General features: G+C 40.7%; 16 protein-coding genes and 1 riboswitch. Of the genes, 6 read left to right on the top strand and 10 right to left on the bottom strand.

The annotated features are described in order from the left end of the window. Nucleotides 1–75: 75 nt before the first annotated feature. Nucleotides 76–1149, bottom strand: a complete 1074-nt coding sequence (serC, locus tag HMPREF9455_RS04830; protein WP_006798491.1) for a 3-phosphoserine/phosphohydroxythreonine transaminase — start codon at nt 1147–1149, stop codon at nt 76–78. 379 nt (nt 1150–1528) lie between these two features. Between serC and HMPREF9455_RS04825 the strand changes: the two genes are divergently transcribed. From HMPREF9455_RS04825 to HMPREF9455_RS04815, 3 genes are all read left to right on the top strand, one after another. Continuing rightward, entirely contained in the window at nt 1529–2773 is a 1245-nt protein-coding gene (locus HMPREF9455_RS04825) for a DUF1015 domain-containing protein (RefSeq protein ID WP_006798490.1), read from the top strand. Nucleotides 2774–2885: 112 nt separating this feature from the next. After that, nucleotides 2886–4049: a nicotinate phosphoribosyltransferase gene (pncB, locus tag HMPREF9455_RS04820; RefSeq protein WP_006798489.1), complete on the top strand. Its 1164-nt coding sequence runs from the start codon at nt 2886–2888 to the stop codon at nt 4047–4049. Between the two features lie 269 nt (nt 4050–4318). Beyond that, the gene (locus HMPREF9455_RS04815; protein ID WP_006798488.1) at nt 4319–5884 is read left to right on the top strand and encodes a sulfatase family protein; all 1566 of its coding nucleotides are present in this window, start codon (nt 4319–4321) and stop codon (nt 5882–5884) included. A gap of 93 nt (nt 5885–5977) precedes the next feature. Here the strand turns inward: HMPREF9455_RS04815 and HMPREF9455_RS04810 are convergent, their stop codons facing one another. From HMPREF9455_RS04810 to rfbB, 5 genes are all read right to left on the bottom strand, one after another. Continuing rightward, complete coding sequence (locus HMPREF9455_RS04810; protein ID WP_006798487.1) at nt 5978–6619, bottom strand: DUF6891 domain-containing protein; 642 nt, start codon at nt 6617–6619, stop codon at nt 5978–5980. A gap of 35 nt (nt 6620–6654) precedes the next feature. Then, entirely contained in the window at nt 6655–7959 is a 1305-nt protein-coding gene (murA, locus tag HMPREF9455_RS04805; RefSeq protein ID WP_006798486.1) for a UDP-N-acetylglucosamine 1-carboxyvinyltransferase, read from the bottom strand. A 94-nt stretch (nt 7960–8053) separates the two neighbouring features. After that, a complete protein-coding gene (gene murB / locus HMPREF9455_RS04800; RefSeq protein WP_006798485.1) occupies nt 8054–9061 on the bottom strand; it encodes a UDP-N-acetylmuramate dehydrogenase in 1008 nt (335 codons plus the stop codon). A gap of 30 nt (nt 9062–9091) precedes the next feature. After that, a complete protein-coding gene (locus HMPREF9455_RS04795; RefSeq protein ID WP_006798484.1) occupies nt 9092–9961 on the bottom strand; it encodes a phage holin family protein in 870 nt (289 codons plus the stop codon). Between the two features lie 16 nt (nt 9962–9977). After that, nucleotides 9978–11114 (bottom strand): dTDP-glucose 4,6-dehydratase, encoded by a 1137-nt coding sequence (gene rfbB, locus HMPREF9455_RS04790; RefSeq protein WP_006798483.1) that lies wholly within the window; start codon nt 11112–11114, stop codon nt 9978–9980. A gap of 198 nt (nt 11115–11312) precedes the next feature. Here rfbB and HMPREF9455_RS04785 point away from each other — a divergent pair, with 198 nt between their 5' ends. Continuing rightward, the gene (locus tag HMPREF9455_RS04785) at nt 11313–12647 is read left to right on the top strand and encodes an NADP-specific glutamate dehydrogenase (RefSeq protein ID WP_006798482.1); all 1335 of its coding nucleotides are present in this window, start codon (nt 11313–11315) and stop codon (nt 12645–12647) included. Nucleotides 12648–12705: 58 nt separating this feature from the next. On the opposite strand, the gene HMPREF9455_RS04780 is transcribed toward HMPREF9455_RS04785, so the two are convergent. Beyond that, nucleotides 12706–13302 carry an IMPACT family protein gene (locus tag HMPREF9455_RS04780; protein WP_006798481.1) on the bottom strand — a complete coding sequence of 199 codons (597 nt, stop codon included), beginning with the start codon at nt 13300–13302 and terminating at the stop codon, nt 12706–12708. Between the two features lie 973 nt (nt 13303–14275). On the opposite strand from HMPREF9455_RS04780, the gene HMPREF9455_RS04775 reads away from it, so the two are divergent. Next, nucleotides 14276–16804 carry an ATP-dependent Clp protease ATP-binding subunit gene (locus HMPREF9455_RS04775; RefSeq protein ID WP_006798480.1) on the top strand — a complete coding sequence of 843 codons (2529 nt, stop codon included), beginning with the start codon at nt 14276–14278 and terminating at the stop codon, nt 16802–16804. Nucleotides 16805–16878: 74 nt separating this feature from the next. Here HMPREF9455_RS04775 and HMPREF9455_RS04770 read toward each other — a convergent pair whose 3' ends face one another. Genes HMPREF9455_RS04770 through HMPREF9455_RS04760 form a run of 3 tightly spaced genes read right to left on the bottom strand, consistent with a single transcriptional unit; the run spans nt 16879 to nt 21424 of the window. After that, nucleotides 16879–17481 carry a hypothetical protein gene (locus HMPREF9455_RS04770; protein WP_006798479.1) on the bottom strand — a complete coding sequence of 201 codons (603 nt, stop codon included), beginning with the start codon at nt 17479–17481 and terminating at the stop codon, nt 16879–16881. A 31-nt stretch (nt 17482–17512) separates the two neighbouring features. Further along, nucleotides 17513–20872 (bottom strand): ATP-dependent helicase, encoded by a 3360-nt coding sequence (locus tag HMPREF9455_RS04765; RefSeq protein WP_006798478.1) that lies wholly within the window; start codon nt 20870–20872, stop codon nt 17513–17515. 6 nt (nt 20873–20878) lie between these two features. Further along, nucleotides 20879–21424 carry a hypothetical protein gene (locus tag HMPREF9455_RS04760; protein ID WP_006798477.1) on the bottom strand — a complete coding sequence of 182 codons (546 nt, stop codon included), beginning with the start codon at nt 21422–21424 and terminating at the stop codon, nt 20879–20881. A 154-nt stretch (nt 21425–21578) separates the two neighbouring features. After that, a riboswitch (TPP riboswitch) is annotated at nt 21579–21675 on the top strand. Nucleotides 21676–21788: 113 nt separating this feature from the next. Between HMPREF9455_RS04760 and HMPREF9455_RS04755 the strand changes: the two genes are divergently transcribed. Continuing rightward, nucleotides 21789–24017, top strand: coding sequence for a TonB-dependent receptor (locus HMPREF9455_RS04755; RefSeq protein ID WP_006798476.1), 2229 nt, complete (start codon nt 21789–21791; stop codon nt 24015–24017). Nucleotides 24018–24079: the final 62 nt, after the last annotated feature.

Raw genomic sequence — 24079 nt, 5'->3', positions numbered from 1 at the left:
GTTTGGAGTTTACTAGTTTTTAGTTTACTGGTTTACTAGCTTCTTCTAGTAGACTTGTAAACTAGAATTCTTGTTTTATTTTGCGATTTGTTTTTCAAATTCTTTCATTGCATCCACTAATGCCTGTACGCCTTCAATCGGCATAGCATTGTATATGGAAGCACGGAAGCCGCCGACAGAACGGTGTCCTTTCAGTTCGTACAATCCTTTCGATTTGGCAAATTCAAGGAATGCAGCTTCATTTCCTTCATATTCCGAAGAAAGAACAAAACATACATTCATCAGTGAACGGTCTTCGATAGCGCAGGTACCTTTAAATACAGGGTTACGGTCTATTTCATTGTAAAGCAATGCTGCTTTTTCCTTATTGCGTTTGTACATGGCTGGTACACCTCCATTAGCTTTCAGCCATCTCAACGTTTGCATAGCTCCGTAAATAGGCACTACCGGAGGAGTATTAAACATAGAACCGTTTTCGATATGTGTGCGGTAATCCAACATTGTCGGTATCGGACGAGTTACTTTTCCCAATAATTCGTCTTTAACAATTACGAATGTTAGTCCGGCAGGGGCAAGGTTCTTTTGTGCGCCGCCATATATTAAACCATATTTGGAAACATTTACAGGACGGGAAAATATGTCGGAAGACATGTCGGCTACCAATGGAACCGGAGAATCCAAGTCTTTATGTAATTCGGTACCAAAGATTGTATTATTGGTAGTAACATGGAAATAATCCGCGTCGGTAGGGATAACATAATCTTTAGGAATATATGTAAAGTTGGCAGGTTTTGATGTTGCCACTTCTACTACTTCACCGAATAATTTAGCTTCTTTCAATGCTTTGCTAGCCCATGTACCTGTATTGAGATAAGCTGCTTTTTTCTCCAGCAGGTTGTATGGTATCATACAGAACTGAAGACTGGCACCTCCGCCGAGGAAGATTACTGAATAACCTGCGGGTACTTCCAATAGTTCTTTGAACAACTCAACAGTTTCGTCCATTACTCCCTGGAAATCTTTCCCACGGTGGCTCACTTCCATCAAAGAGAATGACGACCCGTTGAAATCCAGTATGGCTTTCGCTGTTTCCTCTATTGTTTGCTGAGGAAGAATTGAAGGACCTGCACTAAAATTATATTTCTTCATTGTTATAAAAATTAGGAATTAGTATTCTTCTGCGTTATTTAAATAAAAGTGAATATTTAATTATATATTTTTCTGATTATAAGTGATTTATTGCTATCTTGTCAGCCGGGATCAATAAAAGGCCCGAGGCCTTAAGGCTCTCAAAATTAGTAATTATATCTTAAAACAACATATTTTAAAAGGATTATTCTTACCTTTATTTTGAAGGTGGTGTCAAAATGTTTTTTACAACATATTTAGAATCAATTATTCGATAAAACCACTCTTGTTTTTCATTGTTTTTATATATTTGTAACTGACAAAAAGAAAGTATTCATTATTGAAAACTCAATGCCTAATTTGAAATATTGTTTAACCTTATTATAAAAAACAGAGTGTCATGGCTGTAATTAAACCGTTCAGGGGAATAAGACCTCCCAAAAGTATTGTAAAGGAAGTAGTTTGCCGTCCTTATGATGTCTTGAGCTCACTCGAGGCCCGTCTCGAAGCCGAAGGCAATGAGAAATCACTATATCGTATAATTAAGCCTGAGATTGATTTTGAAACAATAATTGACGAGCATCATCAGGACGTTTACAACCGTGCGGTAGAGAACTTTAATAAATTTCAGGAAAAAGGCTGGCTGGTACAAGACCCCGAAGAATACTACTATGTATATGCCCAGACAATGAACGCAAAAACGCAGTATGGGCTTGTTGTTTGCTCCCATGTGGAAGATTACATGAACGACAGGATAAAAAAACACGAATTGACACGCAGGGATAAGGAAGAAGACCGTATGAAGCACGTACGGATAAATAATGCCAATATAGAGCCTGTTTTCTTTGCATATCCGGATAATAATGAACTGGACAATATAGTAAAGAGAATCATTTCAGGTACAGCAGAATACGACTTTATAGCAAGTGACGGTGTGGGGCATCATTTCTGGGTGATAAAAGATAAGAACGATATACAACGGATTACAGAACTCTTTGCCACAATACCTGACCTGTACATAGCTGACGGACATCATCGCTCGGCAGCTGCGGCACTGGTAGGTGCGGAAAAAGCAAAACAGAACCCGAATCATAAGGGGGATGAAGAATATAACTTCTTTATGGCAGTTTGTTTCCCTGATACCCAATTAAATATAATAGATTATAACCGTCTGGTGAAAGATCTGAACGGCTTATCAACAGGTGAATTCCTAAAAAAACTGGAAGAACATTTCACTGTGGAAGAAAAAGGTGCGGATATAACACCTCCTACCGGACTGCATAATTTTTCTATCTACCTCGAAGGTAAATGTTATAGTCTGACTGCTAAAGAAGGCACTTATGACGACAACGACCCTATCGGTGTACTGGATGTGACCATCTCATCAAAATATATCCTGGACGAGATACTGGGGATTAAAGACCTGCGTTCGGATAAGCGTATCGATTTCGTCGGAGGGATCAGGGGATTAGGCGAATTGAAAAAACGTGTCGACAGCGGTGAAATGAAACTGGCGCTCGCTTTATATCCTGTGACCATGAAGCAGCTGATGGATATTGCCGATTCCGGAAATATTATGCCGCCGAAAACAACATGGTTCGAACCAAAACTCCGTTCGGGACTGGTGATTCATAAACTCGATTAAAAACGTTCAATTATATAATAAAAGCCGATTTTGGATTTCGATTCAACTTCGGCTTTTGTTTTTTTGTTATATAAAAAACTTATATTTGTTATTTCATTAAAAATCCGGATGTATGATAATTAAACATTTCACCGACAACGACCTTTATAAATTCTCCGTAATGCTTGCCATACAGAAACTATATCCGTGGGCGTATGTCAAGTATGCATTTACGAACCGGGGAGGGACACAGTTTCCGGAAGGTTTTGCCGAAAGAATGCGGGAAGAAGTGGCGGCAATGGCCGATCTGAAACTGACGCAGGAAGAAAAGAAATTCGTAAAGACTAAATGCTATTTCTTTGATCCTGTATTTGTCGACTTTCTCGAAGGATTCAGATATAAGCCCGAAGAGGTCACTATCGTACAAGAGGGGGGAGACCTCAGCGTAATTATAGAAGGTTATTGGTATCGTACTGTATTGTGGGAAGTTCCATTGTTAGCTATCATATCCGAGTTGTATTTCAAAATGACCGGAGCTACGCCGGCAGCTGTGGAAGAGAAAGCTGTGGTAAAAGCTAAAGCGCTGAGTGGGATAGAAGCCGATTATTCGGAATTCGGTACACGCCGCCGTTTCTCTTTTGAGGTACAGGATAAAGTGGTGGGGGCACTGAAGGCCCATTCGGGAGAATATTTCAAAGGAACAAGTAATGTGTATCTGGCTATGAAATATAATACTACTCCTATCGGTACTATGCCGCATGAATGGTTTATGTATCACGGGGCTATCTATGGATACCGCTCGGCAAATATAAAAGGACTGGAAGCATGGGTGGATGTATATGACGGCAGTCTGGGGATTGCTCTTACGGACACATATACGACTGACGCATTCTTTGACTCGTTCAGTCTCAAACACGCAAAATTGTTTGACGGTGTACGCCACGATAGTAGTGATCCCTTGGTGTTTGCAGACAAAGCAATCCAGTTTTATGAGAAAAACCGTATCGACCCAACATCAAAAACCCTCGTATTCAGTGATTCCCTGAATCTGGAATCCGTAAAGGCTATAAAGAATCATGTGGCGGGGCGCATGCATGATACATACGGTATCGGCACATTCTTTTCTAACGATGTAGGAGTAAAACCCCTGAATATAGTAATAAAGCTTACTGATGTGAAAGTGCATAAGAAAGACTCTAATTATTTGAAAGCTGTAAAACTATCAGATGTTGCAGGAAAGCATACAGGAGATGAGAGAGAAATTGATCTGAGTCTCCGCACTATGGGATTGATATAAAGTGTTACATTTCTAAATTTATTTTATCTATACAATGCAGAAAACAAGTGTGTTATATGATAAAATAGTGACAGCGTAAAAAAAACGAAAAAAGTTGTTACTTTTGTTACTTTTTAAAGGTTTTTGTATTGATTATAAGTCTTATAGGTGTTTCGGGTAAATGATAAAAGTGTTACCTTTTTTATCCGATATCTTTAGTGTTGATCGTTCTATATGGCTTTAATCTCGCGTAATTCGTAAATAAGTATGCAAATCCTGAAATCTAAAATATGATAAATAATATTGGTGAAAAAATATTGGCAGGTGTATCATTTTCTACATGTGTGATACTTCCTGTTTTCACACAAAATACATCAAAGAATCCGAATGTCATTATTATAATGGCAGACCAGTTGCGTGCAGATTTGTTGCAGCGGGAAGGATACCCGCTGAATACAATGCCTTTTGCCGATAAACTGGCAAAAGAGGGAGCATGGTTCGACCGCGCATACACATCCGCGCCGGCCAGTGGTCCTGCACGTGTGTCTATGCTGACCGGGCGTTTTCCCGGTTCTACTCATGTAAGGTCCAATCATAATATTAAAGATGCTTATTATACGAAAGACCTTTTCGATGTGGCAAGAGAGAAAGGATATGCGACTGCTATGATTGGTAAAAACCATTCGCATCTGACTCCTGAGCGTGTAGATTATTGGAGTCCGTACGATCATGGAGGACAGCCGTCGAATAATAAAAGTAAGATAGGCGAAGCATTCGATAAATTTCTGGGAACACTGGATATGTATGCCAGTATGACTCCTTCGCCCTATGGACCCGAAGGGCAGTTGCCTTACCGTATGGTAGATGATGCTTCCCAATGGATAGATTCTCAGGGAGAGAAGCCTTTTCTGATGTGGTTTTCGATAGCAGAGCCGCACAATCCTTATCAGGTCTGTGAACCTTATTATTCAATGTTTCCACCGGAATCACTTCCTCAAATGGGAAGTTCAGCTAAAGATCAGGAAACGAAAGGAGCCGAATATCAGCTTCTTGCCGAAATGATGGGGCAGGGGCACATCGGATATCAGCAGAATCTGCAACGCTTACGCTCTATTTATCATGGAATGTTGCGTATGATAGATGATCAGTTGGCTCGTTTTGTGAGTAACTTGAAAGCGAAAGGAGTTTATGATAACACGATCATTATATTCGTTGCAGATCATGGAGATTATGTAGGAGAGTATGGATTGATGAAAAAGGGTGTAGGTCTGGATGATGCCATCACCCGTATACCAATGCAGTGGACCGGGCCGGGGATAAAAGCCTCCGCAATGCCACAGAAATCGCATATCAGCCTGATAGATATATTTCCTACCGTATGTGAAGTTATCGGTGCAGATATTCCGGTGGGAGTGCAGGGGCGCAGCCTTTGGCCGATGTTGCAGGGAAAAGAGTTTCCTGAGAAGGAATTTGCAAGTGTGATGGCTCAGGATGGATTCGGCGGTATGTATTATACCAAAGCTGATGCAACTGATTATAAAGAGGAGGGAGCTGTGGGTAAAAAAGGCTTATTCTTTGATGAACTGAATACATGGACACAGAGTGGGACCATGCGTATGCTTCGCAAAGGAGACTGGAAACTGGTATATGATATGGATGGTAACGGCCGGCTTTATAATCTGAAAAATGATCCGTCTGAATTGAATAACCTGTTTAGGGATGAGAATTATGGCGATATAAAAAACGAAATGATTGAGGTCTTGCTCAGATGGGATATTTCTACTCAGGACCCTTTGCCTGTACCTCGTCAACGCTATCGTTTCAAACGGAATGAACATAATTACTTGTTTTATTAATAGCGAGGTTACATTGTGATTGTTGGACAAGTCGGGATAAAAAATAAGAGACTGATATGTAATCAGTCTCTTGTAATTCTTATCGGAGTCCTTTTATTCTTCCATCAATTGCAAAACGCGGTCATAACCCCATTTCTCTTCCACATCGTCATCCGATGTAAAGACGTTTTTCCATTTGAAATCCTGTATCTCTATTCTTTTTGAGGCAGAACCATTCCAGTCGATCGTAAATCCTGCATCTTTAAGAGCTGCTACTACTTTATTGCCAATAAGAATGGCTTCTTTATCATTCTTCTCTTTTTCCCCATAGAACCCGATACAAAGCGTTCCGGTTTCTATCACACGTTCTAAATCCTGTCCGTGGTAATAACAGTAGCCGATAGGTTTAATACCTTCGTCTTCCAGATCTTTCCATACATCCTGTACGTCATAGATGGCATCAGACTGGGTATATCCGGCGTTGTGCAAAGCAACTATCTTTTCTTTGCAGAGGGTATCGAATACTACGCGTAGTTTTTCCGTATCAGTCGGATGCTGCCATGTTTTGCTCTCGTCCTCATTCTTTTTGTACTCCCTTTCAAATGTTTCACGAATCCATTCTTCGGAAATTTCGCTTTCCCAGCCTTCATCTTCCACAGCCTCCAGCGCATCGTTAATAATATCTTCTAATGCTTCAAATCCTGATTTTATACTAATAAGGAAATGATCGTAGAGATATTTCTCATTTTCTGTCATAGTGTAAAAATTGAAAAATTGTATTATATCATATTTTAATCCAATCGCATGATGTTAGCACCGAGTTGATTGAGCCGGACATCTATATTCTGATATCCACGGTCAATCTGTTCTATATTATGGATTGTACTTTTTCCGTCGGCACACATTGCAGCTATAAGCAAAGCAATCCCTGCGCGGATATCAGGTGATGTCATCGTAGTAGAGCGCATCGGACGCTTGCCTGTACCGATAACTGTCGCCCGGTGCGGATCGCATAATATGATCTGCGCACCCATATCTATCAGTTTATCGACGAAGAACAGGCGACTTTCAAACATTTTCTGATGAATCAGTACACTGCCCTTTGCCTGTGTAGCTACTACCAGCAATACACTGATGAGGTCGGGTGTCAGGCCCGGCCACGGTGCATCGGCAATAGTAAGTATAGACCCATCGATAAATGTGTCTATTTCATACTCTTTCTGAGCAGGGATATGTATATCATCGCCTTTCCTTTCCAGATGGATACCCAATCTGCGGAAAGTGTCGGGGATAATTCCCAAATCGTCGTATGCAACATTCTTTATAGTGATTTCGGAGCCTGTCATAGCTGCCATCCCTATAAAACTGCCTATTTCGATCATATCTGGCAAAATACGGTGTTTTACTCCTCCGAGAGAATCTACTCCTTCTATTCTTAGCAGGTTAGAGCCTACGCCCGAAATTTTAGCTCCCATCTTATTCAGCATTTTGCTCAACTGCTGCAGATATGGTTCACAAGCAGCGTTGTAGATAGTTGTTTCTCCTTCTGCCAATACGGCAGCCATCAGTATATTCGCTGTACCTGTTACCGATGCTTCATCAAGCAGCATGTATGTACCATGCAGCTTTTCGGCAGTGATGTTATATATCTGTTGAGCATCATCATATACGAAGTCGGCGCCCAACTTCTGTATGCCTATAAAGTGAGTGTCTAAACGACGGCGGCCTATCTTATCACCTCCCGGTTTTGGCAACATAGCCTTTCCGAAGCGGGCTACGAGAGGGCCGATAATCATTACCGATCCCCTGAGAGATGCACTTTTCTTTAAGAATTCAGGTGTTTGTAAATAATCGATATTTACATTTTCGGCTTTGAATGACCATGTGTCTTCTCCCAATCGCTTTGTTTCCACCCCCATTTCGCCCAGCAGGGCAATAAGGTTGTTTACATCCAGTATATCCGGAATATTTTCTATTATTACTTCTTCTGGTGTGAGTAATACTGCACAGATTACCTGTAATGCTTCGTTTTTTGCTCCTTGTGGAGTTATTTCGCCGCTGAGGCGGCAACCGCCTTGTATGATAAATGATGCCATGTTATTAGTTATATGTTTAGTTGTTAGCTATCAGTTGTTAGCTATTAGCTTTTGCACAAATGGCTATAGGCTAACCGCTATGGACTAATAGTCATCAAAATATTCTTACTTCGGGTTCCAATTCTATATTGAATGTGTCTTTTACGGCACTTTGTATTTCACGCATGAAACGCACAATGTCGTTTCCATCCGAAGAACCATAATTCACGATGATAAGCGGCTGGTTAGGATATGTGCCTATATTGCCGATTCTTATTCCTTTATACCCGGCTTTATCGATAAGGAAAGCGGCTGATGTCTTCACCGATCCGTCTTTCTGTAAAAAGGCCGGGAGTTCGGGATAATCAGTCTTTATTTTTTCTACGTGTTCCTGGCTTATATATGGATTTTTAAAAAAGCTGCCGGCATTAGGCAATACTTTTTCGTCCGGTAATTTCCGTTGACGGACGCGTATTACCGCGTTGCGTACATCTTGTATAGTGGGTTCTTCTATATCTTCCAGTTCTTTGTTCAGGTCAAAGTATTTCGGTGTATAAACAAAAGTCCGTTTCAGATGGAATACAACTGAAATAATAAGGTATTTGTTCGTACGTTTAAAGATGCTGTCCCGGTATCCAAATTCGCATTCCGCATTAGAGAAAGATACCGCCTCACCTGTCACCATATTTATGGCTACAACTTCGTGGATAACGTCCTTTACTTCTGCTCCGTATGCACCGATATTCTGGATGGGCGCGGCACCGACAGTGCCGGGGATAAGGGAAAGATTTTCGAGTCCGGCAAAACCGCGTTCGACACAATAGGAAACAAATCCGTCCCAATCTTCAGACGCATTTACTTCAATGAATATGTCCTCGTCTTCTTCCTCTTCGTCCGATATTTCACGAAGGCCTTTCAACTCGGGATGGATAACAAGCCCGTCAAAGTCTTTTGTGAAAAAGAGGTTACAGCCGCCTCCTATAATTAGTTTTTGTTCGTATGGATGCTCTGTGAGACATCTTCGGAGTTCTTCTACATTTTTGGGCTGGCAAAATATCTTTGCCGATGCTTCTGTCTTGAATGAATTGTAATTTTTTAGCGAGAATTGCCTATAATAGTCCATTTCGGGAATAATTGGTTCGACATAATCCGGTTACTGCTTTCGCTTAAACCAGAAGAATAATATGGCTAAAACAGCCAGTACACCGATAATAATCAGTATGGTTTGCCAATGGAGCATCACAAATTTAACAATAAAAATCAAAGCTACCACTATAGCAACAAGCCCTGCCACCTGAATAACTCTTTTAATAATGATTTTACGTCTGGCTGCAAGTTCTTCTTCACTTAGTCCGTCTTCGATTTCCTCCTCATATGTTTCAACTTTGACTTCTTTCTGTTCGGATTCTATGATAGCTTCGGTAATTGTATCCGGTTCTGTTTCGGAATCAGGATATAATTCCGATTCATAGTTTTCTTCGGACTCTAATGATATACCGGTTTCATCAGTCTCACCTACCGGATTTATATCTTCGAAAGGTACATAATTTTCCGTGTCTTCTTCAGGTGATGATTGTAATTCGTCGTAATCTATATCTTCCGTATGGACAATCTCCATAGGTATGTCGTCCACAGAAGCATATTGAGATACTCCTTCATTTTCCTCCGGCAGATCTGCAGTTTCATCTTCTTCTGTAATCAGAATCTCATCGGGATTGTTTTCCGTATTCTCAGGTTCTGTAATTTGAGGTATGACAATCCTGCCGGCCTGTGCCGCTTCGGTATCTGTCAGACGAATGATTGTATCTACACGTGATGAGGCAACTTTAGTGTCAAAATCGCCGTTTTCAACCATTTTTATCAGTTCGTCCTCAATGGCAGGATATCTCTTCATCAGAGTCTGGCAAGCGTTAGCAAAGTCACGGAAACGTTGCATCTTGTCTATTTTTGACTTTACTTCATCACCACTTGCGGATGATATATCCAGTATTTTATCGGCCAGAATTGCTTTTAAGCGTTCCATCTTTTATTGTGATATATTATCGGTTTCCATACATTTGCTCGTAATACTTCATGTAGTCGCCCGAGGTAACCTCTTCTACCCAAGTCTGGTTGTCGAGATACCAGTAGATTGTTTTCACAATGCCTGTATCGAAGTTTGTTTCGGGCAGCCACCCAAGTTCCGTGCTTATTTTTGTGGGGTCTATCGCATAGCGGTGGTCATGCCCCTGACGGTCTTTGACGAATGAAATCAAGCTGTCATTTATCCAGCTTATATCTATACTGCCATCAGCAGCGACTTCCTTTTTATTCAATACTTCACGGTACCGGGGCTCTTTTTCCATAATATCGTGGATAGTCTTGATAACGAGCTTTACTATATCGAGATTTTTTTTCTCATTGTGTCCGCCTACATTGTAAACTTCATCGATGCGCCCTTTGTGAAGAACTGCGTCTATAGCCTTACAGTGATCTTCAACATATAGCCAGTCGCGCACATTGCTGCCGTCTCCATATACGGGCAGCTGTTTGCCGGATAAGATGTTGCGTATAATAAGCGGGATCAGCTTTTCAGGGAAATGGTAGGGGCCGTAATTGTTCGAACAACGGGTTATATTCACAGGCATTTTATATGTTTCGCCATAGGCACGCACAATCAGATCGCCTCCGGCTTTGCCTGCACTGTATGGTGAGCGGGGATCCAAGGGAGTGGCTTCAGTGAAATAGCCTTCGTCGCCTAACGATCCATATACTTCGTCTGTAGATACCTGCAGGTACTTTACGCCTTTGCGCCATATAGGATAATTATTTTCATCTTTGCCTGTTGTCCAGTGCTTTTTTGCAGTATCGAGCAAATTCTGGGTACCGAGAATGTTCACCTGCAGAAATAGTTGTGGATTTTCGATGCTTCTGTCAACATGACTTTCGGCAGCAAAATTGATGACATAGTCGATAGTGTGTTCCGAGAACACTTTCTCGGTTGCATTCCTGTCACAAATGTCCCCTTTTACAAAAGTAACTCTGGTATCTTTCAGTTCTTCTGATAATGTTCCAAGGTTTCCTGCATATGTGAGGGCATCAAATATGATAAGTTTTGCATCCGGATACACGGCCAGCATGTGTTTCACAAAATTCGAGCCGATAAAACCGGCTCCGCCTGTGATTAAATATGTCATTTCTTTTTAAATTATATTATTCGCAAAAATAAGAAAAAAACGATATTAAAAAGCATCTGTGTCACAATATATATGGTAAATATATGGTTATTCTTAATTTGAAATGAATAAATTATCGCTTTTTTGAAACAAAAGTTAACAAATGGATATTTTTTTTCTATATTTGTAGCATCCATAAATCAAAATCCGTAAATTGAAATGAAAGTAGAACAAGTACTAGAGGACTTAAAACGTCGATTCCCAAACGAGCCTGAGTACCATCAGGCAGTGCATGAAGTATTAGAATCCATTGAAGAAGAGTACAACAAACATCCTGAATTTGAAAAAGCTAACCTGATAGAAAGGCTCTGTATTCCGGACCGTATTTTTTCGTTTCGTGTAACATGGGTCGATGATAAAGGAAATACGCATACCAACATGGGATACCGTGTGCAGCATAGTAATGCTATTGGCCCGTATAAGGGTGGTATCCGTTTGCATGCATCAGTGAATCCTTCGATACTTAAATTCCTTGCATTTGAGCAAACATTTAAAAACTCTCTTACCACACTGCCTATGGGTGGAGGTAAAGGTGGTTCAGATTTTAATCCTAAAGGTAAGTCGAGCTCCGAAGTTATGCGTTTTTGTCAGGCTTTTGTGACGGAACTGTGGCGTCATATCGGTCCTGATACGGATGTTCCTGCCGGAGATATAGGTGTAGGCGGTCGCGAAGTAGGTTATATGTTCGGGATGTATAAGAAGTTGGCTCGTGAGTTTACAGGAACTTTCACGGGGAAAGGTCTTACATTCGGGGGATCTTTGATTCGTCCGGAAGCTACAGGATATGGAAATGTGTATTTCCTGTTAGAGATGCTGAAAACCAAAAATATAAATATAAGCGGTAAAAAATGCCTTGTGTCCGGTTCGGGTAACGTGGCGCAATATACCTGTGAAAAACTGATAGAACTGGGAGCGATACCTGTAACATTGTCAGATTCGAGCGGTTATATCTACGATCCGGATGGCATTACGGCAGAGAAACTGGAATATGTGAAGGAGTTGAAAGAACTTTACAGGGGACGTATCAGTGAATATGCCGAAACTTACGGGTGTAAATATGTAGCAGGTGCCCGCCCTTGGGGCGAAGAAGGCGATATTGCTTTGCCTTCGGCAACACAGAACGAGATTAGTGGTGAAGATGCACAAAAACTTGTAGCGAATGGTATTATTGCTGTTTCGGAAGGTGCAAACATGCCGTCGACGCCGGAAGCCATTGCCGTATTCCAGAAAGCGAAAATCCTTTATGCACCGGGTAAGGCCGCCAATGCCGGAGGTGTTTCTGTATCTGGTCTGGAGATGACTCAGAATTCGGAGCGTCTTAGCTGGTCGGAAGAAGAAGTAGATAGCAAGTTGAAATGGATTATGGCTAATATCCACGAGAACTGTGTGAAGTACGGTACAGAGCCTGATGGTTATGTGAACTATGTGAAAGGTGCAAATATCGCCGGATTTATGAAGGTCGCTAAAGCTGTAATGGCTCAGGGAATAATCTAAGGCTCAGAATAAATATTTTAAGTTTAGCGGCTGTCTTTCAGAGGATGGCCGTTATTTTTTATTCAATAAATTTCAGACTTTCTACTTTTTCGAGACGGTTTCTCAATTCTTCGAATTTAGCTTTACGTATTTCGAGAGTCATCAGGCAATCCATTTCGTAGCTCTGATTTAAAATGGTTGGCTCCAGATCTTTCACGATTTTCATCACATCATTCATAAAAGGATATTCAAAACCAAACGAAATTTGGCAATCCACAGTCTTTTTTACTATTTCTGCTTCCCTGATTGCTTCGGCTGCCGCTTCTCTGTATGCCACAATCAGTCCGCTTGTGCCAAGTTTTATCCCACCAAAATAGCGCACTACGGCAATAAGGATATTTGTCAGCTCATTGGAGTTTATTTGCCCGAGGATCGGCTTTCCTGCTGTGCCTGAGGGTTCTCCATCGTCATTTGCCCGGAAGTCTTTTCGGTCGGCACCTAGCATGTATGCCCAGCATACATGGCGCGCATCATAATATTCTTTCCGTAATTTTTCTATTTCAGCTTTAACCTCATCGGCAGACAATACAGGAATAGCATAGGCTATAAATTTGCTTCGCTTTTCTGTATAGATTGCTTTGGATGCTTTGACGATTGTTCTGAAAGTATCTTCCATAGTCAGCAAAGATAATCTTTTCTCTTAATATTAGCTTTGTGGTGAATGTGGTAAAATATTTATGGGGAACTTTATCTATGTATTAGCTGATAGCTTTGGGTTGTTAGCATTCAGCTCTTTGAAGTATTGGATTAGGATTTAAAAATTTGATGTTTAAGGATTCAATCATTAAAATGCGTAAAAGCTGTTACCTTTGTTACTTTTTAACAAGTAGTAAGTATTGAGTAATAAGTTGAACGTTATATGAGATACGGGTAGACAAGAAACGGGATGCAAGTCGTTTACTGTTTACTGAAACAAGTGTTACCTTTGTTACCTTTTAACAAGTAATGAGTTTTAAGTAGTAAGTCATGAGTCTCTGTTAATTTATAAAAGCTAATTATTAATTTTTTCATTCTTCATTTTTAATTGCTTTCCCTGCTACCTTTGTTACCTTTTTAAATATTAATTATTGATAATAAATGACTTAAATTAATAGGGGAAAGCAAAGTCAATATAAATGACGGACAGTAACAGAATAAAGAAATGAGGTAAAGAGAGGCATCAATTGGTCTTCGGTTTTCCAATTTAAAAGGCGAAAAATAGGTGGAACGAAACCCTATAAAATAGGAATGGTTGTCTCACGACAACCAATCTTCACTCCTAACCATAAATCTAATACCATGAAAAATACTTTACAAAAGTATAGAACTATTTTTATATAATCAAACAAAAAGTAATTAAAATTATTTATTTAACATTAATGTAATATTTTTGTAATGGTTAAATATTCATATTGTCAAATATATATCCTAAAGTTTTACAATTTGAAATATTGTGTTTAGATTTGCATAACAGGTGTAAACATTATGGCATCATTTTTGTTTGAATATAATAAATTAGATTATTAAGATTTTATCTGAAATACATTTTAGAAATAAATCTTATATTTGTAACATACGCATAATTGCATAAAACATCAAATAAGACGGTTATGGAAAATAATTTTTCACCAAGAGTTCGCAAAATCATGACTTATAGTCGTGAGGAGGCCGGACGTCTGCAAACGAATTATCTAGCGCCCGAACATTTGATGCTTGGAATACTCCGCAACGGAGAAGGATTAGCCATACAGGCATTGAAGGATTTCGGAATAGATCTAATTGAGTTAAAAGACAGTATTGATAATAACATATTAAAGCAACAGGAGGATGCATACCCAAACAGTGAGATCGTATTAAGTAAAAGTACTGAGAAGATTTTGAAGATGAGCATACTGGAAGCGCGTTTGACTAAAAGTCAGGAAACTGACTCCGAACACTTACTTCTTGCTATTCTGAAAGATCACGACAATGTTACGGCGATGTTACTGGAAGAAAATCATATGGATTACAACGGAGCTTTCACCTATATTAAAAGCATGGGTGATATAATACATAAAAACAGCAAGGAATCGCCCCGTATGGGAGCTGATTTCACAGATGATGACGACGATGACGACGAAGCTGTAGGCGGTAGCTCAAATGTGAATACCCAACAGCCGCGTCAGGCAACTGATACCCCCGTATTGGATAATTTCGGTATGGATATGACAAAAGCCGCACTGGAAAACAGACTGGACCCAATAGTGGGCCGTGAAAAGGAAATAGAACGTTTGGCGCAAATCCTGAGCCGCCGCAAGAAGAACAATCCTATACTGATAGGTGAACCCGGAGTGGGTAAATCTGCAATTGTTGAAGGATTGGCTTTGCGTATTACTCAGAAGAAAGTGTCACGTGTATTGTTCGACAAACGTGTGATTGCCCTCGATATGGCTTCGGTGGTTGCCGGTACCAAGTACCGCGGACAGTTTGAAGAACGTATCAAAGCAATACTTAACGAATTGTCGAAAAATCCGAACATTATATTGTTCATCGACGAGATACACACCATTGTAGGCGCAGGAGGGGCAACCGGGTCACTGGATGCTGCCAATATGTTGAAACCGGCATTGGCCCGTGGCGAGATACAATGTATCGGTGCAACTACGCTTGACGAATACCGTAAGAATATAGAAAAAGACGGAGCTCTTGAACGCCGTTTCCAGAAAGTGATGGTAGACCCTACTACCGCTGAGGAAACATTGCAGATATTGCATAATATCAAGGAGCGGTACGAAGAGCATCACAATGTGAAATATACGGAAGATGCACTCGCAGCCTGTGTGAAATTGACCGACAGATATATTACAGACCGTAACTTCCCGGATAAGGCTATTGATGCCTTGGACGAAGCGGGTTCCCGTATGCATATCGCAAACATACATGTTCCTAAGGAGATAGAAGATATTGAAAAGGAACTAAAGGATGTTGTGGAACAAAAAGGTGAAGCGGTGAAGGCTCAGAAATATGAACTGGCAGCCAGCTTCCGGGATACACAACGCCAGTTGATGGCTAAACTGGATGCGGCAGAAGCTGAATGGAAAGCTTCACTGAAAGAAAAACCGGAAACTGTAGATGCAGAGATGGTTTCCGAAGTGGTTTCCATGATGTCGGGGGTGCCTGTGCAACGTATTGGGGAGTCGGAGGGAGTTAAACTTGTAGGAATGCAGGACAGCCTGAAGGCCGCGGTAGTAGGACAGGACGAAGCTGTAAACAAGATTGTGAAAGCAATACAACGCAACCGTATAGGACTGAAAGATCCTAATCGTCCGATAGGTTCGTTTATGTTCCTTGGGCCCACAGGGGTAGGGAAAACCCATCTGGCAAAGAAGATTGCAGAACAGTTGTTCGACTCTGCCGATGCCCTTATCCGTATCGACATGAGTGAATATATGGAAAAATTCAATGTATCGCGCTTGGTCGGAGCACCTCCGGGATATGTAGGATACGAAGAAGGTGGCCTATTGAGTGAAAAAGTGCGCCGTAAACCATATTCTGTGGTGTTACTGGACGAAATAGAGAAAGCTCACCCGGATGTGTATAATATCTTGTTGCAAGTGATGGACGAAGGTCATTTGACCGATAGCATGGGGCGTAAGATAGACTTTAAGAATACGATACTGATAATGACTTCCAATGTTGGTACACGCCAGTTGAAAGACTTTGGCGGAGGTATCGGGTTCAATAAACAGTCTGCCGCTAACCGTGAGTATTCGAGAAGTGTGCTTCAAAAAGCATTGAACAAGACTTTCTCCCCTGAGTTCCTGAACCGTGTGGATGATATCATCACATTCGACCAGCTGGACAAGTCTTCTATAGAAAAGATCATTGATATAGAGCTGAAAGGATTCTATAAACGTATGGCCGAACTTGGTTACACGATCGAGCTGACTCAGGAGGCAAAAGACTTCCTAGCCGATAAAGGTTATGATGTTCAATTCGGCGCCCGTCCGTTGAAGCGTGCTATCCAAAACTATGTGGAGGACGAAATAGCCGAACTGATACTCTCGGGTGCAGCCAAGGAAGGCAGCACTATATCCTTCGAAGTAGATAAAGAGAAGGATAAGTTGAAAGCTGTGGCTCATGAACTTGCGCAAGCTTAATCGTAAGATCATTATAATAAAAGAGGTGCTGATTGTAAAAGTCAGCACCTCTTTGTATCTTATTTTAAGGTCTTTTAGTTGAGGTTTCGTACATGCCTTAATAGCTCCTCTTTGATCACTGTAATCCCAAGACTGACAATCCGGTTCGCTTCTATGAAATCCTTATCATCATCCAGCTTTCGGTGTCTGCGAACAAAATCTTCGAGGCTATCGGCATCCGTATAGCCTTCAAATATCAAATCTTTAGCTTGTTTTGCAGCTTTTACTTTTGTTGCAATATCATTTAATGAGGGAATAAGGCTCAATGTCTCTAATGCTTTATCCAGCAGTTGATAATCGAGGGATATACCGAAATCTTCGGCTTCTACTACCCGTAGCCATTGCAGGATATTGCCGATACTCTCTTTAGTGACGCCATCGATCGGCTGATAGTTTTTATCATAGATATCTTCTTTGATATTAGATACAGCCCTGTTGATATCGAATTTTTCAGCTTCGTAGTATTCGGCGGCAGTCTGTTCATCACAGCCTGTTTGTTCACATATCTCTTTGATGGATTTGGCTTTGAACAGATAGACGCATTTTTCTACATCCCCGTCATTTACTTTCAATAGCTGCAAGGCTTCATGCATCGGTACCGGGACTATTCTCCGTAATTCTTTTATTTTATTGGTCATTGCTTATTCTTTTTTAGACGAAGTGTAGTTATCATGGATTGATAACCGACTTATTTACAATCTCCCTGTAGATTGGGTGCTGATTCAGGATATAATCATTCCCAATCATAAATAGTTGTTCACGAGCACGGGTAAGAGCTACATTCAGTTTGCGGTCTACAGTGCGCTCGCGGTTCAGATTACTAAAGAATCTCAGTTGGTATGGCTTGTTGAAACAAAAAGAAAGGATGATAATATCCCGCTGGCTACCCTGATAGCGCTCTACGGTATCTACCATAATGTTGTTCAGTTCCGGAATTTCTGTTTCTTCCAGTTTATGCTTTATCAGGGCAATCTGATTACGGTAGGGAGTTATTACACCTATGGTCTTCCGGGTGTCAAAAGCCATGTTGTTAAGTCTGTAAATCTCAAGTATTGCTTTTATTAAAGAGATAACAACATCTGCTTCCTGTTTGTTCAGCTTATCCGAATTGTTTGTGTTGTCTGTTTCTCTGACGGGGAGAAATGCTGTCCGTTTTGTCGCAATTAATGATTGCAATTTATCCGATCTGTCGTATGTTTGATATGCCAAAGGCTTGTATTGCCTGTCAGTAGCTGCATGTAGCATATTGTCATAGAAGCTGATATTGACAAGGGACGCAATATCTTCATGCATCCGTCCGTGATAGGTCAAGGTATCATATGCTTGTGTCCAGCCTTGTTTTTGGCAGATATGAAACAGCCGCTCGAATAAGGATTCGCGGCAATCGGATAGTTGAATGTCGTTTAATACGGTCTCTTCTACTTTCGACTTATTTTCATCCTGCAAAGTGATTGTAGACAATTGTTTATGGTCTCCTATCATAATGAATTTGTCGAACAGGGGTAAAAGCCCGATAATCTGCGGTTCCAGTATTTGAGAAGCCTCGTCTATGATCGCAATATTGAAATTCTTCAAGTCGAACAGCTCGGGTTTTCCGGTAATGGAGGCAAGGGTGCCGACAAAAATACGCGTACTGTCTATGGTTCGGATCAGTTCCTTTCTATTTCCTGCCTGATATGAAATGTTTTGTAGCAGGCGATGACGATAACCTTCACCGCACGAGAGTTCCGAGCCTATACGGATATACCTGTCGCACTCATCTTCACTTTCGCCAAATGCCTGACAGATAGAAGCGCATAATTCATCCACGGCACGGTTGGTATATGCCATTACAAGGATATTTGTATTTTCCCCGGCGTAGAAGCGTTCTATCAGCTGCCGGGCAAAAATAGATGTTTTGCCAGTTCCCGGAGGTCCTACAATGAGAAAATAATCTTCCGCAGCCAACGCTTTATCTATGATGTTCTTCTGTTTTGCCTCTTTTGTGGCATCCGTCGTTAATTCATATAGGGTGGATGAGAGCGGTTCCCGTAAGCCAAGTAATAACTCTTTTTTGTCATTGGGAGCGGACAGAAAGGCATACAGGCTCTTGTACATGGTGCTGTAACTATGATCTAGCCTGTCATGTTCCACAGCCCAGTATTTGTATCGGGAGAAGAGGTTGCGGTTTCGTTGTTTATATCTGAATCTCAAGACTACATGATATGAAGAGATCTCTACTACAGTACCTTTCAATATCTGATTTGTCAGTACTGATTCTTCACTTTTGTGGCGGGGGTAAAGAATACATATTTCTCCTTCACGGAAATTGACACACTCATCTTTGTCCCTGCTGAAGCGGATAATCATATCCCGGCCGGAATCGTCGATATCTTCTATTTCAAGATTGGCAATGAGGTCTAGAGAGTCTTGCCGTTCTTCAAAAGAAGTATTCCATAAGGCGGATACACTCATCGATGTATTATAGCCTTCGTCCCCAGTCTTTTGAAGATATAGCTCTCTGGTGATGAACCTGATATAGCGATAGAAATATATCCTTTCCAATGGAGTAGCCTTATCTATTACTTTTTCTAACTCTGCCAACTTGTCTATAAAAAACTGGGGTGCACGTCCGTAATTATTCAGATTAAAAAGATTCCGGAACACTTTCTCTACATGTTGCGTATCGCCGATATATACATCATGCTCGGTAGCAACAATGAGATTCCGCACATTTATAATTTCTTTTTCCAGTTGCTGGTAGATCGCGGCAAAGCGGATATTTTCTCCTGCATTTTCAGCCGAGGAATAAAGAATAGTAGGATATATGTGTCGTGCATCCTTCCCGAATACACTTTGTATCATTAGGCGATAGATAGCTGTCTGTGTCTCATGATTAGGTGCTATCTTGGTCACGTCTTCGCGAGGAAAAGGAGGTTTCCCCGATTTCAGTTCGATTATGCGATCTATACCCGTTTCGTCATTTGATAGCTGAAGTAAATCGAGCCGACCCTGAAAACCGTATTTCTCACAAAAGAAAGATGGCTCAAGCGTACAGGATGACGCATCGAATCCGTTTGCAGGCATATCGTTCAACACTACACGTTTTATGTTTTCGAACTGGCTCCGGGCTTTCGCCATAAATTCTTTGAAAGCGATATTGTCACTAATCTCCTTACATGCTGCATATTCGAATGGCATGGAACGGAATGATTTCATGAATATTTCTTCGAATGACAGGCTATCAGCATCCCCGGCATAAATGAGTTCATCCAAAAAGAAGTTGGCAAGATTTCCCAATAATATATAATGAGTATTTGCATTGGGCTCGAATTTACGGCGGAAATAGTGCAGATATGAACTGCCATATGGTTGAAAGCACTCTGCCATTGCCGAAGCATCTATCAGATAATCGGGTTCGAGTACAAACATTTTAGGTATATAGACTCCCGCATCGTCTGTTTTTACATCGATCAGGTTGAGTTGCGCACCAATCCAAAGGCGTTCAATGGTTTCATTGAATATATTATTAACCGGAGAGACGTTGTATCTCACTTTTAAACTCTTTCCGATAAGGCTTTCGGACTGGCATATAAGAAGTTCGTTTTCGGTATCTATTTCCAATACCTGTACACGTATCTTGTTGGATAAATCGTGCGGCACAGGTTCATAATCGAAAACAGTATCTTCCACATAGTTGAAATCCTGTTTTTCGCCTTCTATATATAAAAGGAAATTTTCCAGACCTTCCTTTGCTTGCTGATACTGGCCGGGAGATACCAGGTTCTTATCGTTTTGCTGCAGGAAAGATGCTTTTATGCGTATATTCTGCAACTGCCATTCCAATGATTTTGGCAATTCATATTTTTGACTGATAAAGACAAGGCGGGAGAATAAAGAGGGAAACTGCAAAGATTCACCGGCGGTGATATCTTTGCAGCCTCTCTCAAGTATCCGTTTCAGACGGATATATTTATTTCTTAATGATAGCTCGGAGCTATCTATTTGTTGTATTTCGGAGAGATAGTCAGATTGAATGAAACCGGACATGTTGGATTATCTTCGAACGGTAACATCAAGTGAGCTATCCAGGTATATTTCCATTTCTACATTTCCGATACCTACTCCTTGATAGTTTGTAATATATCCATCCACAACAATATTGATCCGTCCATCTCTATAAAATTTGTACATAACATCATTCATAAAATTATAAAATTCACGATCGTTAGAAGTGTTAAATACAATCTTTTCATAGTCTTTATATACTTCTATGTCAGAGGCATAAAGGAAATCACCTACGCCCTGAACACTGATGTATAGATCCCGGATAACATCTCCTTCTCGTATATCTCCTGTAATTGTAAGAGTAGTACCCCTATATTCCATGCCTATAATATCGCCATAGCCTAAATCAGGTAGATCGCGGAACGAATAACTTCCTCCACCATTACTGGCAAAATAACCTTTATTATTTGATGTTGATAAAAAATCGCAGTACAATCCACTTCTAACTAGATAGTCATCATCGCTTTCACATGACGAGAAAGAAACCAACGCTACAATAGAAAATAGAACCGCAATAAAAATATTCTTCTTCATGTTTTTTAAGTTTTATGTTACAAAGGTACTTAATTTTATCTAATACTATATATGACTAGGAAAATCCCGTTTTGTAACATTGGAAATCCTAGTTATAGAAAAATTTTATAATAGGTAAACACTTATTTATTAAAATGGTTTAATTATCTTTGTCTCGAAATCTTAGGGGTGCCTTAAAATTACAGGCTGAGATCACACCCATTAAACCTGATCCGGGTAATGCCGGCGTAGGGAAAGAAGATGCTATTGCGCACGTGCATATTCTTAAATTCCGGGAAATCATCTTATTAAACCCCTTTTTTGTTTAACGTCAAAGTATGAAACAAGAGTGATTGTCTTATGCTTATAAAAATTTAGTATGTAAATGAAAAAGGTATTTTTAGCTTTTGCTGCTTTTGTAATAACTGGAGCAGGGGCTGTTTATTCACAACAACAGGCGGATAGCCTTAAACTCATAAAACTGGAGGAGGTTGTCGTATCTGCCACCCGGGTAAGCCGGGGAGCACCTATCTCGTATTCAGATTTGGGAGAAGTGGAAATTAAAAAGGACAATGCCGCAAAGAACATTCCTTTTATATTACAATCCTTACCATCGGTAGTCTCATATACCGAAGGCGGAACAGCCGTAGGAAACACGGCGCTTCGTATCAGAGGTACGGATGCGAGCCGTATAAATGTGACATTAAACGGTATGCCGCTAAATAATCCGGAAAGCCAGGAGGTATATTGGGTTAATCTGCCGGACTTGTCTAACTCATTGCAAAGCATGCAGGTGCAGCGGGGAGTGGGCACATCGACAAACGGCACGGCCTCTTTTGGAGCCAGTATCTCTATGCAGACAGCCGGAGGAAAGGGAAATAAAGCCTATGCCGACCTGTCATCTGCCTATGGGCAATACAATACTTTATTGCTGACAGGCGCAGCCGGAACAGGTATCATGAAAAGCGGACTGTCGCTCGATGCCCGCTATTCGTATATCAGGAGTGACGGATATATCCGCAACGGAAAGGTAGACCATAAGAATATATATGCGGCGTTGTCACACTATTCCGATAAACAACTGATTCGTCTTATTTACATGAATGGTATTCAGCATACGGGTATTACATGGGAAGGTATAAGCCCTGATACGCTAAAAATTAACAGACGCTACAATCCTGCCGGAAAATATAAAGATGATAATGGCAGAACCCAATATTATGATAATGAAACGGATAATTATTATTCTAATATCGGGCAGTTGATTTATACCCGTTATCTGACAAACAGGCTGACCCTGAATGTAAACCTGAGTTATAATAATGGTTACGGCTATTACGAGAATTATAAAGTGGATGAGGCTTTTGCAGATTACGGACTAGGAAAACAAATTGAAGGAGGGACGACTTATGAGAGTTCGGATCTTACATTGCGTAAACTGATGCAAAATGACTTCTATGTAGGCGGTTTCAATCTGGATTATAAAGCGGGTAAGCTGGGCATTACGGCCGGAGCAATGTACAGCTACTATGATGGATCGCATTATGGTAGACTATTGTGGGTAAAGCATAATGAGGATATCCCGGAAGGGTATAACTGGAATCGGAATACAGCCGTGAAACAGGACATGAACGCCTTTCTTAAAATGGAATACCGCCCGGTAGATAACTTGTCGCTATTCGCAGAGGTACAAGAAAGGTATATAGATTATCGCATGAATGGATTGGATGATGATCTGATGGATTTGACCAATAAGAATTATTATAATTTTATAAATCCGAAAGGAGGTCTTTCGTTCCGGTTCAGTAACTATAATGAGATCTACGGATCATTCGGCATTTCAAATAGGGAACCATTACGGGCTGACCTGAAAGAATCACTGAAAGGCGGAGGTTCGCGAAGTATTGCTCCCGAAAGGTTATATGATTATGAGTTAGGTTATAAGTATGCTAATTCGATAGTTTCGTTCAGTGCCAATTTTTACTATATGGACTATAAAGACCAGTTGGTGCAAACCGGAAAGCTGAATGATATCGGTTATAAGTTGCAGGAAAATGTACCTGACAGTTATCGTACAGGCATAGAATTATCATTGGCTTATACCCCTACCGAATGGTTGCGTTTGGATGGGAACCTGACATTGAGCCGTAATAAGATAAAGAATTATACGGTTTATTACGATCTGTATGATAATCAGAATGACTGGAATCAGGTAGGACAAGTTTCGGAATTCCATAAATCAACCGATATTTCATTCTCTCCGAATACGGTAGGTAGCCTCGGCGTTACATTCAAACCATTCGAGAAAGAAGATTTTACGCTGTCTTTTATCAATAAATATGTTGGTCGTATGTATTATGATAACACTTCGAATGCCGATAATCGTTTATCCGATTATTTTGTAACCGATATGGTGGCTTCATATACACTGGATGCCCCTAAAATTGGTAAATTTGACCTTCAGTTCTTTATCAATAATCTGGCAAGTATCAAATATAGTGCGAACGCATGGGTATATACTGCCCGTTTCAAAGATGGAAGCGAATCGGTTGACCGTGGATTATATCCTCAGGCAGGAGCGAACCTGCTGGGGAAAATAAGATACCGTTTCTGATAGAAATGTAATAATAACGGCGGAGTATCTCATAGCCATACCGAGATGCTCCGCTAATTTTG

This window comes from Dysgonomonas gadei ATCC BAA-286, assembly GCF_000213555.1.
GTDB lineage: Bacteria > Bacteroidota > Bacteroidia > Bacteroidales > Dysgonomonadaceae > Dysgonomonas > Dysgonomonas gadei.
The sequence above is the reverse complement of the archived record's forward strand: the minus strand, read 5'-3'. Positions and strand labels throughout refer to the sequence as shown.

Bases quoted from the DNA above. Each gene is read 5' to 3' on its own strand.
- serC (WP_006798491.1), bottom strand. From the start codon at position 1,149: ATGAAGAAATATAATTTTAGTGCAGGTCCTTCAATTCTTCCTCAGCAA.
- HMPREF9455_RS04825 (WP_006798490.1), top strand. From the start codon at position 1,529: ATGGCTGTAATTAAACCGTTCAGGGGAATAAGACCTCCCAAAAGTATT.
- pncB (WP_006798489.1), top strand. From the start codon at position 2,886: ATGATAATTAAACATTTCACCGACAACGACCTTTATAAATTCTCCGTA.
- HMPREF9455_RS04815 (WP_006798488.1), top strand. From the start codon at position 4,319: ATGATAAATAATATTGGTGAAAAAATATTGGCAGGTGTATCATTTTCT.
- HMPREF9455_RS04810 (WP_006798487.1), bottom strand. From the start codon at position 6,619: ATGACAGAAAATGAGAAATATCTCTACGATCATTTCCTTATTAGTATA.
- murA (WP_006798486.1), bottom strand. From the start codon at position 7,959: ATGGCATCATTTATCATACAAGGCGGTTGCCGCCTCAGCGGCGAAATA.
- murB (WP_006798485.1), bottom strand. From the start codon at position 9,061: ATGGACTATTATAGGCAATTCTCGCTAAAAAATTACAATTCATTCAAG.
- HMPREF9455_RS04795 (WP_006798484.1), bottom strand. From the start codon at position 9,961: ATGGAACGCTTAAAAGCAATTCTGGCCGATAAAATACTGGATATATCA.
- rfbB (WP_006798483.1), bottom strand. From the start codon at position 11,114: ATGACATATTTAATCACAGGCGGAGCCGGTTTTATCGGCTCGAATTTT.
- HMPREF9455_RS04785 (WP_006798482.1), top strand. From the start codon at position 11,313: ATGAAAGTAGAACAAGTACTAGAGGACTTAAAACGTCGATTCCCAAAC.
- HMPREF9455_RS04780 (WP_006798481.1), bottom strand. From the start codon at position 13,302: ATGGAAGATACTTTCAGAACAATCGTCAAAGCATCCAAAGCAATCTAT.
- HMPREF9455_RS04775 (WP_006798480.1), top strand. From the start codon at position 14,276: ATGGAAAATAATTTTTCACCAAGAGTTCGCAAAATCATGACTTATAGT.
- HMPREF9455_RS04770 (WP_006798479.1), bottom strand. From the start codon at position 17,481: ATGACCAATAAAATAAAAGAATTACGGAGAATAGTCCCGGTACCGATG.
- HMPREF9455_RS04765 (WP_006798478.1), bottom strand. From the start codon at position 20,872: ATGTCCGGTTTCATTCAATCTGACTATCTCTCCGAAATACAACAAATA.
- HMPREF9455_RS04760 (WP_006798477.1), bottom strand. From the start codon at position 21,424: ATGAAGAAGAATATTTTTATTGCGGTTCTATTTTCTATTGTAGCGTTG.
- HMPREF9455_RS04755 (WP_006798476.1), top strand. From the start codon at position 21,789: ATGAAAAAGGTATTTTTAGCTTTTGCTGCTTTTGTAATAACTGGAGCA.